Origin of the sequence: Nocardiopsis yanglingensis, assembly GCF_045809185.1 — a bacterium.
Classification (GTDB): Bacteria; Pseudomonadota; Gammaproteobacteria; order Xanthomonadales; family Xanthomonadaceae; genus Stenotrophomonas; species Stenotrophomonas yanglingensis.
This window is the reverse complement of record NZ_JBJNRH010000005.1, coordinates 180,104-192,064: the sequence shown is the minus strand read 5'-3', so window position 1 is coordinate 192,064 and position 11,961 is coordinate 180,104. Positions and strand designations below refer to the sequence as shown.

Genomic DNA, 11,961 nt, shown 5'->3' with positions numbered 1-11,961 from the left:
TCAATCATGGAGATGCCTGTGAGATTTTCCCGGTTGTCGAAGTTGAGCGCCGCTGCTGCGCTGCTGGTCGTTCCTGCGCTGTCGTTTGCCTGCTGTCCGGGCGGAGGGCAGGGTGTACCACTGGCAACGGCTGGGTTGGGTGAGAGCCAGCCTGCGGCGCTTGATCTGAGTTCAGATCCCGCATGGCTTGTCTACGCATTCGAGCGGGATGGAGTGTCGTACTACCAGGTCAATGATCTGACCGGCCAGGTCAATCTGATCGTTGCCAACATCGAATCGACGTTCTGGGCATTGCCGGCCGGCAAGACCGTAGCTCGCGTGTCGTTGCCGTCCAAGCCTTTGGCGATACCGAAGAATGCTCGCCGCAGCGTTGTCTTCCGCGGGCCTGATTTTTCTCTGGTCGTCTATGGAGAGGGGCGTGGGGCAGTCTGGTCCGTCGAGCGCGAGGTCAGTAACAAATGACGGGCTGAATACAGGTGGCCTGCCTGTTGCTTGCTTCGCAGAGGGAGGAAACACCTCTGCGGGGCGAGCCACAGGCGTCGCCTGGGCTCGATCGTCCGCCTGCGATCACTGGCGCGCGGGCGTCTCGCAAATGTCGTTTCGCTTGTATGGAAGTGTTCCGCGCTCGGCCTCGCCTGTGGTGTCCAGCAACACCATGGTGATGCGGTGGCCCCGGCATTGCACGCGTCCGGAATAGGCGTGCACGCGTGCAGAGAGTCGATCAATGGCGCTTTCCATGGTTCGCGAGGCGAGTGTGCGATGTCGGTCCAGCAGCGCGACCCTCAGCACGATACCGTGCACGCCTCTATAGCGACCGCAGCGAGCGCTGATCTGGATCTGGCCGGATTCGTCCTTCAGGAAAAGGGATACGGCTTCGGCAAAGGTGCGATACGCGGCAAGCTGCAGGCCCATGCTCAGCTGGCATGGATCCCCGCCAAGTATCGGACGGACGATGCGATGGCTGGCGTTCCAGGTTTCGCTGAGTCCCCCGGCACGCAAGGCGACATAGAGGCCTGCATGCTCGAGCTCCGTGGGATAGACCATACTGGTCAGTTCACGGAATCGTCGTGAGCGTTGCGAGAAGGTGCGGAGCAAATCAGACGCAGGAACTTCATGGCCATCGGCCTTGAGTTGTTGCACGGTCTCTCCCAGAGCCTCTTCGATGTCATCTGCAATCTGGCGCAGGCCCAGCGCGCGTTCGCGCAGGTCCTGCTCGTTGGCAAGATGCGCCGAGCGCGAGAGTGCATTGACCCGCGATGCTGACATCGCTACAGGTGTGCGCTGATTGTAATGATGGGTGATGCGCGGTCCCAGCGCGATAAGCGCTGTACTAGTGATGGCAATGATCTGCTGGGTGAAGAAAGTGGTCTCGTCGAATGACCCGGGCAGACCCGTGGTTGGCATGGTCTGGCTGAGGATGATGTTCATCAGAGGAACACCCACAGCGGCCCCTCGCCAACCGTGCATGCAAGTCAGTGCGATGACTGGCAGCACCAGCAACAACTGCAGCGTTGCTCGTGCCGAGTGATCCTCCGTGCTGACCTGGAGCAGCAGGGCGCCCAGCATGCCCAGCGAAGTGAGGGCTGCGATGGTCGGTCGGCGTCGCCAGGTCGTCCAGTCATAGCCGCTGTGTCGGCGTATCCAGAGCAGCGCCAGGGGCGCGACCGTAAGGATTGCAATGTAGTCGCTGAGCACGTAGAGCATCGCGTTCGTGTAGAACGGCATGCTCGGTGGAGCTGGCCACAGCATGTGAATCAGACCGAGCTTGAGAGCAGTGGCCACCAGCGCAGCGGATGCCGCGATCGAAAGCAACCAGCTTTCGGTGGTGGAAGCAATCAGCTTGTGATGAAGATGAACGATCAGCGCCACTGCTGGTATGAGGCATGCGGATCCGAAAATGACCCAGGCCATTCCGTAATCTTCAATCATCGGATAGCGCATGTGGGCGAAGTAGGCATACTCGCCAAGGACCAGATAGGCCCACATTCGCTTCGGGGTCAGCAAGAGCGCCGCAACACGGATTCCAGCCGGAAGGAAGAACTGATCGACGGAAAGGTGCCAGGTGGTCCAGCACGCGACAGCGTAGAGTACCGCCAGCGCAAGGCCTGCCGGGCGGATACGGAAACTCAGCTCAAACCCATTTCTCAGCCACTTCAAACGCAAGCCTCCCCTGCTCGTCGAACACTATCGCTGTCCAGTCGATACATGACGCACTCCCTTCAGCGCGACAGTATCGATAGATTCAGATGGGCGCAATCTCACCCTACTATCCGTGATGCGGGCATACGAAAAGGAGACTTGGAGAATGTCACGACAAGGTTGTGATATTCATCGCATTTTTCACCGGGCTACAAAGAGTGGGGGGCTGTCCCGGGCGGCTGCAGTCCGGCAGGTACACCGGTTCCCCAGACCGAGGCCTCTTCGCCCTGTGATGCATCGGCTGCTTCAACCAGCATCAGCCTGATTCTCCTACGGCCACAATGCAGCGCACCACGATAGGCGGTTATCCGAGCAGATAATTGGGACGTTGCAAGATCGAGGGTTGCCGTTGACAGCGTCTGATGCGGATCCATCGCCGCAACCACAACGACGATGCCGCGGTGACCGGCACGTTGCCCGCAGCGGGCCCGGACCATGAGCTGGCCTTTCTCGCTGCCCAGGAGGATCGAAACCGCTTCGACGATCGAGCGATAGGCTGCCAGCTGCAAGCCGGGGCTGAGCTGACACGGATCACCCATTAACCTGGGTTGCCCGATTCGATGCGTGGCATTCCACGCCTCACGCACTCCACCCGCCTGCAAGGCCACGTACAAGCCCAGCCGTTCCAGGGCGGCGGGATAGATCATGCTGGCCTGGGCCCGGAACAGGCGTGAATGCACCTCCGAGGTATGCCGCAGGCTGTCGGCCACGGCGTGATGGCCCTGCGCATGCAGCCAGTTCACCATTTCGTTCAGCGACAGGTCCATGCCATCGCCCAACTGGCGCAGATGGGCCGCGCGCTCACGCAGGTCCATCTCGCTGGCCAGATGTGAATTCCGTGCAAGCTGCAGTGCCGCTCTGCCATCTTCCTCGCGCAACCGGTGCTGGTTCTGGAAGTGGGTGATGCGCGCGCCCAGCAACAGCAGGGCGATGCTGGCGATGGCCATGGCCTGCTGGGTAGCGAAAGTGGCCGGGTCGAATGCCGTCGGATGGTCGGCGGGGGTGCTGACGCCAAGAATCATGTTAACGGCGGCGACACCGATGGCCGCACCGCGCCATCCCAGCAGGCAGGTCAGGGCGATTGCGGGAATAGGCAGGATCAACAACAACTGCAGCGAGCCAGGCGCCGTGATCGAGGCAGGTACCGGAGTTGCCTGCAGGCCAACGACCAGCATGGCTGCGAGTGCTCCTGCCACAGCAGCAACGGACCGGGGCGTCCATTGCTCCTCGGCGCGACGGATCCAGAGCAGTGCGAGTGGCGCCAGGATGAGGATGCCAGTGAAATCGCCCAGCGCATAGCGCAACACGTTGGTGATGAATGACGCGTTCTGCAACGGCTCCCAGAGCAGGTACGAGATTCCCAGGTTGAGCAGGCTGATGATCGTCGCGGCGCATACCGCGATGGAGATCACGCCGACGATCGTGGTGCGTGCCAGCAGCTTTCGGTGCAGGCGCACGATCAGCATCACGGCAGGCATCAGGAACACCGAGGCCAGGATCACCCAGGTCAGGTTGTATTTGCTGATCAGGGGGATGCGCAGATGCGCGAAGTAGGCGTATTCACCAATCAGCAGGTAGGGCCACAGTCGAGGCGGGCACAACAGCAATGCGGCCACCCGTACGCCGGCAGGCAGGAAGAACTGGTCCAATGACAGTTTGCGCGCACCCCAGCAGGCGACGGCATAGACGAGTGCGAGCACCAGCCCCTCGGGGCTGACCCGTATCCTCACCAGCAGGCCGTCTTTCCACCACTGCATCCACGTGCTCCCCCAGCTCCTGCACCGATTATGTGGGCGGGAAGGGTTCCGCTACCACAACGCATCCCGCAGCTTGTACCACGACATCGCTGCCACCAGCAGCGGCATCCGCAGCAGCCGCCCACCAGGGAAGGGCGCGTGCCGCAGGCGCTGGAACACGTCCAGGCGCTCGCTCTGGCCGGCAATCGCGGCGGCGATCACCTCGCCGGCCAGCCCGGCGGCGGCCACCCCATGGCCGGAGAACCCCTGCGCGAAGTACAGGTTGCCGTCCAGCCGGCCCCAATGCGGGGCGCGGTTGCGGGTAATGTCCACATAACCGCCCCAGACCTGCTCCAGCGCCACGTCGGCCAACTGCGGGAACACCTCATGCATGCGCCGCTGCATCACCCCGCGCAGGCCGGGTGGGGGCAGCGCCGAGTAGCTGGCGCGGCCGCCAAACAGCAGGCGGTGGTCGTGGCTGAGACGGAAGTAATCCAGTGCCCAGGCGGTGTCGGCCACGGCCATGTTGTTGCCGATCAGGGCCCGGGCGCGTTCAGCACCCAGCGGCTGGCTGGCGCCGATATAGGTGCCGACCGGCATGATCCGCCGTTCCAGCTCGGGCAGCAGGCCCTGCAGCCAGGCGTTGCCGGCCACCACCAGATGCGCAGCGCGCACGCTGCCCAAGGCGGTGTGCAGGGCAGGCTGCGGTCCACGCTGCACGCGGGTCACTGCGGAGTTCTCGTGGATCACCACGCCGGCCGCGCGCGCTGCATCGGCCAGTCCGCGGGCATAGGCCAGGGGCTGCAGGTGCGCGCTGAGCGGGTCGAACATCGCGGCACGGTAGCGCGGGCTGTCCAGCTGCGCGCGCAGGGCATCACGGCCCCACCACTGCATGGGGTAGTCGTAGTGGCGCTGCAGGTGCTCGCAGTTGGCCAGTAGTTCACGCTCATGGCGTTCGCGGATCGCGACGCTGGCGTGGCCCTCCACCCAATGGCAGTCGATGCGATGATGATCGATGCGAGTGCGCATCGCCTGCACCGCGTCACGCGACCAGTCGAACAGGTGGCACGCATCATCACGACCGAGCTGACGCTCCAGTTCGTCCACCTCGCAGCCATAGCCGACCAGCGCCTGGCCACCATTGCGACCGGACGCGCCCCAACCGATCCGCTGCGCGTCCAGCACCACCACGCGCTGGCCACGCGTAGCCAGTTCCAGTGCTGCGGTCAGGCCGGTGTAGCCCGCGCCAAGCACTGCGACATCGGCCTGCACATTCCCCTGCAGCGAGGGAAGTGCGGGCGGCTCGGGCAGGCTGGCGGCATACCAGCTGGGCGGGAAGGCGGCGCTCATCGCAGGCCTTGCGGGCGCAGTACGGACGGGCGGAGCGGGGGAGGGCGATCAGCGTTCACGCCCTTAGTTTCGCCGATGCGTGACGGCCATGGTGTGACGGTGACGACTTGCCGCGTTCGCCGGGCGACGGGTAACGTGTCGGCACGCCAAGGAGTTTTCCCATGCGCCGCCTGCCCTGGGTGGGCCTGCCCACCGACAGCACCGTGCTCGGCCATCACCGCTTTGCGGTGGCCGGCGAGAAGTACGTGCGCGCGCTGGCCGAGGCCGCCGAGGTAACCCCGGTACTGTTGCCGAGCCTGCAGCCGCCGTTGCCGGCTGCGGAGTGGTTGCGCGGGCTCGATGGCCTGCTGCTGACCGGTGCGGTCAGCAATATCGAACCGCAGCACTATGAGGGCGGCCGCAGCTGGCCAAGCAATCCGCACGACCCGGCCCGGGATGCCAACGCCTTTGCGCTGCTGCGCGAAGCGCTGGCGTTGGACCTGCCGGTTCTGGCGATCTGCCGTGGCCTCCAGGAACTGAACGTCGCGCTGGGTGGCAGCCTGCATCCGCAGGTACACGCGGTGCCTGGCCTGGCTGACCATCGTGAAGATCCACAGGCGCCGGTGGAGGTGCAGTACGGGCCGGCCCACGCGGTTACCCTGGTTGCCGATGGCTGGCTGACGCAGTGGTACGGAAGCGATCGCGTGCAGGTCAATTCGGTGCACGGGCAGGGCATTGCCCGCCTCGCGCAGGGCCTGCAGATCGAGGCCGTGGCTGATGATGGACTGGTCGAGGCGGCGCGCAGCCTGCACCATGGTTTCGTGCTCGGCGTACAGTGGCATCCGGAGTGGCGTGTCATGCAGGCGCCGTTCTATCACGCTATTTTCCGTGCGTTCGGCCAAGCTTGCCGACAGCACCAACAGAACCGACTGGATTCCCGATGAGCTCCCGAACGCGCCCGCGCAAGACGGCCACGCCCCCCGCACCGCAGGAAAGCAGCCTGCTGCGCTGGCTGAAGGAGCGGCGCATCACCGAGGTCGAGTGCCTGGTGCCGGACATCACCGGCAACGCGCGCGGCAAGATCATTCCCGCCGACAAGTTCTCGCACGACTACGGTACGCGGCTGCCCGAAGGTATCTTCGCCACCACCGTCACCGGCGAGTTCCCTGACGATTACTACGACCTGACGTCGCCGTCGGACTCGGACATGATGCTGCGCCCCGATCCGGACACGGTGCGCATGGTGCCGTGGGCGGCCGATGCCACCGCCCAGGTCATCCACGATTGCTACACCAAGAACGGTGAGCCACATGAGCTGGCACCGCGCAACGTGCTGCGCCGCGTGCTGGCGGCCTACGCCGAGCTGGGCCTGCGCCCGGTGGTGGCGCCGGAGCTGGAGTTCTTCCTGGTGCAGAAGAACACCGACCCGGACTTCCCGCTGCTGCCACCGGCCGGCCGCTCCGGGCGCCCGGAAACCGCGCGGCAGTCGTACTCGATCGACGCGGTCAACGAATTCGATCCGATCCTCGACCTGATGTACGACTACGCCGATGCGATGAAGCTGGACGTGGACACGCTGATCCACGAATCCGGCGCCGCGCAGCTGGAGGTCAACTTCACCCACGCCGATGCGATGGACCTGGCCGACCAGGTGTTCCTGTTCAAGCGCACCATGCGCGAGGCGGCGATGCGCCACGGGGTGTATGCCACGTTCCTGGCCAAGCCGATGGAGAACGAGCCGGGCAGCGCCATGCACATCCACCAGAGCCTGGTGCGGGTGAGCGATGGCAGCAACGTGTTCGCCGGTGAGACCCATGCCGAAGGCGAGTTCAGCCCGGTGTTCGGCCACTATCTGGGCGGCCTGCAGAAGTACGTGCCGCAGGCGATGGCCTTCTTCGCGCCGAACGTGAATTCCTATCGGCGGCTGGTGTTCGGCGAGGTCTCGCCGAGCAACGTGCACTGGGGCTATGACAACCGCACCTGCGGGCTGCGCGTGCCGCTGGACACGCCGGAGAACATGCGCGTGGAAAGCCGTTTCGCCGGGTCCGACGCCAACCCCTACCTGGCGATGGCGGCGACCCTGGCCTGCGGCCTGTTGGGCATCCGCGAGCGGTTGGCACCGGACGCACCGGTGACCGGCAGCGCCAAGGAACTGGGCTACAACCTGCCGCGCTCGCTGGGCGAGGCGCTGGACGGGCTGGAGCAGTGCAGCGAGCTGCAGGCGCTGCTGGGCGAGCGCTTCTGCCGCGCCTACATTTCGGTCAAGCGCAAGGAATACGAGACCTTCTTCCGCGTCATCAGCTCGTGGGAGCGCGAGTTCCTGCTGCTGAACGTCTGAGCATCTGGAATAGAAAAATCCGCCGCCGGGGGGTAGGCTGGCACCCGTTGCCGGCCCCGCCGGCCCCCCTTCCCGCATTCTGGAGCACCCGATGAAGCTGCGTATCCTCACGCTCGGCCTGGCCTCCGCCATGCTTGCCGCCTGCAGCGGTGGCAACGGCGGCGCGCAGGACAGCCAGGTCCTGAACGTCTACAACTACAGCGATTACATCGCCGAGGACACCATCCCGACCTTCGAGAAGGAGAGCGGCATCAAGGTGACCTACGATGTGTTCGACAGTGATGAGATGGTCGAGACCAAGCTGCTGGCCGGCAACAGCGGCTACGACGTGGTGGTGCCGACCCTGAACTTCTTCGGTCGTCAGATCCAGGCCGGCGTGTTCCTGCCGCTGGACAAGAGCAAGATCCCGAACCTGGCCAACCTCGATCCGGCGGTGATGAAGCGCATCGCCACCCAGGACCCGGGCAACCAGTACGGCGTGCCGTACATGATCGGCACCACCGGCATCGGCTACAACGTGGAGATGCTGAAGCAGCGCTTTGGCGGCAGCACCGACATCGCCAACAGCTGGGACCTGGTGTTCAAGCCGGAAAACATCAGCAAGATGAAGGACTGCGGTGTGACCATTCTGGACACGCCGGCCGACATGATTCCGATCGCGCTGCATTACCTGGGCCTGGACCCGCACAGCGGTGACCCGGCCGAGCTGCAGAAGGCGGCCGACCTGCTGAAGTCGATCCGCCCGTACGTGCAGAATTTCCACTCCTCGCAGTACGTGGGTTCGCTGGCCAACGGTGGTACCTGCCTGGTGGTCGGCTGGTCCGGTGACATCATCCAGGCCCGCGACCGGGCCGAGGAAGCCAGCAATGGCGTGCACGTGGCCTATTCGATCCCGAAGGAAGGCGCCCCGCAGTGGTTCGACATGCTGGCGATCCCGAAGGATGCCAAGCACCCGGAAGCCGCTTACGCGTTCATCAACTACCTGCTGCAGCCGAAGGTTGCCGCGGCCAACACCAACTTCATCCACTACGCCAACCCGGTGCCGACCGCGACCCCGCTGGTGGATGAGGCGATCCGTACCGACCCGACCATCTACCCGCCGGCCGACGTGGCCGAGAAGATGTTCACCTACTCGATCAACACGCCGGAGACCGACAAGCTCTACACCCGGCTGTGGACCGAAGTGAAGACGGGCCGCTAAGGGCTGGTTGGCAGGTGGGTGCCGACCGTTGGTCGGCACGCTTTTCCGGCAGGGCCGACCAACGGTCGGCCCCCACCAGATCTGCAGATCCCCCCGGCCCGGTGGATGCCGCCCACAGCCGTCATATCCCCATCGGCCCCCGGCCGGTAGAATGGCGGCCGCTGTCCACCGCCCGCTCCCGGAGCCCCCATGCCCGTTGAAGCCCAGCCGGTAGCCGCCGTCGTCGACACGACCGGTGCGCCCGGCTATCTCTCCATTCGTGACCTGCGCAAGGAATTCGACGGTTTCGTCGCCGTCGACGACGTCAATCTGGACGTGCGCAAGGGCGAGATCTTTGCTCTGCTCGGTGGCTCCGGCAGTGGCAAATCGACCCTGCTGCGCTGCCTGGGTGGCTTCGAGACGCCCACCAAGGGCAGCATCACCCTCGATGGCCAGCGCCTGGACGCGCTGCCGCCGTACCAGCGGCCGGTCAACATGATGTTCCAGTCCTATGCGCTGTTCCCGCACATGACGGTCGAGCAGAACATCGCTTTCGGCCTGAAGCAGGACGGTCTGGGCAAGGACGCGATCAGCAAGCGCGTCGGCGAGATGCTGGACCTGGTGCAGATGGGCCACCTGGGCAAGCGCAAGCCGCACCAGCTGTCTGGCGGCCAGCAGCAGCGCGTGGCGCTGGCGCGGTCGCTGGCCAAGGGGCCGAAGCTGCTGCTGCTGGACGAGCCGATGGGCGCGCTGGACAAGAAGCTGCGCTCGCAGATGCAGCTGGAACTGGTCAGCATCATCGAATCGTCGGGCGTGACCTGTGTGATGGTCACCCACGACCAGGAAGAAGCGATGACCATGGCCACCCGCATCGCGGTGATGGATGCCGGCTGGATCCAGCAGGTCGGCAAGCCGGACGAGGTCTACGAGCAGCCGGCCAACCGCTTCGTCGCCGAGTTCATCGGTTCGGTCAACCTGTTTGACGGGGTGATCGACGAGGACCTTCCCGAGTACGTGACCGTGCGCTCGCCGCTGTTCCCGGCGCCGATCTACATCGCCCATGGCATCACCGGCTATGAAGGGCAGCCGGTCGCGTTCGCGCTGCGCCCGGAGAAGGTGATGATCGGCAAGGACGAGCCGGAAGGGCACACCAACAAGGCGCAGGGCGTGATCGAGGACATTGCCTACTTCGGCAGCCATTCGGTCTACCACGTGCGCCTGCCCAGCGGTGCCAAGGTGCTGGCCAACTTCGCCAACTCGCAGCGCTGGGCCAGCGATGGCCTGACGTGGGGCGACAGCGTATGGGTGCACTGGCGTGACAACGACGGCGTGGTGCTGACCTCATGAGCGTCGCCGGCCTGAAGCGCTGGCTGCCGGGGCTGCGTGCCACGGTGATCGGCATTCCGTACCTGTGGCTGCTGCTGTTCTTCGCAGTGCCGTTCCTGATCGTGCTGATGATCAGCTTCTCGCTCAGCCGGGTCGGCTCGCCGCCGTACACCTGGCTGCTGCAGTATGCGGACGGCGGCTTCTCGTTGAAGCTGAACCTGGAAAACTACCTGGCGCTGTTCCGCGATTCGATCTATGCGCAGGCGTTCCTGAGCTCGATCAAGATCGCGGCCATCTCGACCTTCCTGACCCTGCTGATCGGCTACCCGATGGCCTACGCCATCGCCCGCCTGTCGCCCGCCGCGCGCAACGTGGCGATGATGCTGGTGGTGCTGCCGTCGTGGACCTCGTTCCTGATCCGCGTGTATGCATGGAAGGCGATCCTGGACCGCAACGGCCTGCTCGACCAGTTCCTGCAGTTCACCGGCCTGCAATCGCTGATGACCAGCATGGGCCTGCCGAAACTGCAGTTGATTGATACCCCGACCGCCGCCTACATCGGCATCGTCTACTGCTACCTGCCGTTCATGGTGCTGCCGCTGTACGCCAACCTGGTCAAGCATGACCACCGCCTGCTGGAAGCGGCCTACGACCTCGGTGCCAAGCCGTGGCAGGCGTTCCTGCGCATCACCCTGCCGCTGTCCAAGGCCGGCATCATCGCCGGTTGCATGCTGGTGATGATCCCGGCCATCGGCGAATTCGTGATTCCGGAAATGCTGGGTGGCTCGGAAACGCTGATGGTCGGCCGCCAGCTGTGGAATGAATTCTTCAACAACCGCAACTGGCCGGGCGCCTCGGCGATGGCGGTGGCGATGATCCTGTTGCTGCTGGTGCCGATCCTGCTGTTCAACCGTTCCCAGCAGCGCCTGCTGGAAGGGAAGCAGGCATGAGCCCGCGTACCGCCAAGGGCCTGGGGCTGGGCGTGCTGCTGCTCGGCTTCGCCTTCCTGTACCTGCCGATCCTGCTGTTGATGTTCTATTCGTTCAACAGCTCGCGGCTGGCGATGGTCTGGGCCGGGTTCTCCACCCGTGCCTACAGCGACCTGTTCGCCGACCGCGCGCTGATGGATGCGATGTGGACCAGCCTGGTGGTCGCGTTCTGGACCGCCTGTACCGCCACCGTGCTGGGCACGCTGGCGGCGATGGTGATGACGCGCTTCAAGCGCTTCCGTGGCAAGCCGCTGTTCGGCGCACTGGTGACCGCGCCGCTGGTGATGCCGGATGTGATCCTGGGCTTCTCGCTGATGGCGCTGCTGGCCTCGATGGGTGCGATTCCCGGCTTCCCGGCGCGCGGCCTGACCACCATCTGGATCGCCCACGTCACCTTCACCCTGTGCTTCGTCACCGTGGTGGTGTCCTCGCGCCTGCAGGAAATGGACCTGTCGCTGGAAGAGGCCGCGATGGACCTGGGCGCGAGCCGGTTGACCGTGTTCGGCCGCATCACCCTGCCGATCATCGCGCCGGCGCTGGTGGCGGGCTGGCTGCTGGCGTTCACCCTGTCGCTGGATGACGTGGTGGTGGCCAGCTTCGTCGCCACGCCGGGTTCGACCACGCTGCCGATGAAGGTGTTTGCCTCGGTACGCATGGGCATCAGCCCGAAGATCAACGCACTGGCCACGCTGCTGGTGTCGGCGGTGTCGATCGCCGCGGTGATCGGCTGGTACATCAATGCCCGCGCCGAGAAACGGCGCCAGCGCGACCTGCAGTTGGCACGCCAGGACAACGGCTGAGCACACGGTTTGTCGACAGCGTCGGCAACACCCGGCTCACGGACAGCGGCGCACAATGGGGGTC

Annotated in this window: 10 protein-coding genes; 7 read left to right on the top strand and 3 right to left on the bottom strand. The window is 64.9% G+C overall.

Going from position 1 to position 11,961, the window contains the following annotated elements; translation table 11 throughout:
* Window positions 1-42: 42 nt before the first annotated feature.
* On the top strand, window positions 43-462 hold the full coding sequence (locus tag ACJ7C5_RS09935; protein ID WP_228756488.1) for a hypothetical protein: 420 nt from the start codon (window positions 43-45) through the stop codon (window positions 460-462).
* Between the two features lie 105 nt (window positions 463-567).
* Here ACJ7C5_RS09935 and ACJ7C5_RS09930 read toward each other — a convergent pair whose 3' ends face one another.
* The 3 genes from ACJ7C5_RS09930 to ACJ7C5_RS09920 form a co-directional block, all read right to left on the bottom strand.
* Complete coding sequence (locus ACJ7C5_RS09930; protein WP_412703779.1) at window positions 568-2,157, bottom strand: MASE1 domain-containing protein; 1,590 nt, start codon at window positions 2,155-2,157, stop codon at window positions 568-570.
* 191 nt (window positions 2,158-2,348) lie between these two features.
* The gene (locus ACJ7C5_RS09925) at window positions 2,349-3,956 is read right to left on the bottom strand and encodes an MASE1 domain-containing protein (protein WP_412703778.1); all 1,608 of its coding nucleotides are present in this window, start codon (window positions 3,954-3,956) and stop codon (window positions 2,349-2,351) included.
* A gap of 51 nt (window positions 3,957-4,007) precedes the next feature.
* On the bottom strand, window positions 4,008-5,285 hold the full coding sequence (locus ACJ7C5_RS09920; RefSeq protein WP_412703777.1) for an NAD(P)/FAD-dependent oxidoreductase: 1,278 nt from the start codon (window positions 5,283-5,285) through the stop codon (window positions 4,008-4,010).
* Between the two features lie 161 nt (window positions 5,286-5,446).
* Here ACJ7C5_RS09920 and ACJ7C5_RS09915 point away from each other — a divergent pair, with 161 nt between their 5' ends.
* The 6 genes from ACJ7C5_RS09915 (at window position 5,447) to ACJ7C5_RS09890 (ending at window position 11,897) form a co-directional block, all read left to right on the top strand.
* Complete coding sequence (locus tag ACJ7C5_RS09915; protein WP_412703776.1) at window positions 5,447-6,208, top strand: gamma-glutamyl-gamma-aminobutyrate hydrolase family protein; 762 nt, start codon at window positions 5,447-5,449, stop codon at window positions 6,206-6,208.
* The gene (locus ACJ7C5_RS09910) at window positions 6,205-7,602 is read left to right on the top strand and encodes a glutamine synthetase family protein (RefSeq protein ID WP_097049183.1); all 1,398 of its coding nucleotides are present in this window, start codon (window positions 6,205-6,207) and stop codon (window positions 7,600-7,602) included. Before ACJ7C5_RS09915 ends, ACJ7C5_RS09910 begins: the two co-directional genes overlap by 4 nt.
* A 91-nt stretch (window positions 7,603-7,693) precedes the next feature.
* Window positions 7,694-8,803 (top strand): polyamine ABC transporter substrate-binding protein, encoded by a 1,110-nt coding sequence (locus tag ACJ7C5_RS09905; RefSeq protein ID WP_004151739.1) that lies wholly within the window; start codon window positions 7,694-7,696, stop codon window positions 8,801-8,803.
* Window positions 8,804-8,992: 189 nt separating this feature from the next.
* Complete coding sequence (locus ACJ7C5_RS09900; protein WP_010486163.1) at window positions 8,993-10,129, top strand: ABC transporter ATP-binding protein; 1,137 nt, start codon at window positions 8,993-8,995, stop codon at window positions 10,127-10,129.
* Entirely contained in the window at window positions 10,126-11,058 is a 933-nt protein-coding gene (locus ACJ7C5_RS09895; RefSeq protein ID WP_032130238.1) for an ABC transporter permease subunit, read from the top strand. The genes ACJ7C5_RS09900 and ACJ7C5_RS09895 overlap by 4 nt, the downstream gene beginning before the upstream one ends.
* A complete protein-coding gene (locus ACJ7C5_RS09890; RefSeq protein ID WP_004151945.1) occupies window positions 11,055-11,897 on the top strand; it encodes an ABC transporter permease subunit in 843 nt (280 codons plus the stop codon). Before ACJ7C5_RS09895 ends, ACJ7C5_RS09890 begins: the two co-directional genes overlap by 4 nt.
* Window positions 11,898-11,961 lie beyond the last annotated feature (64 nt).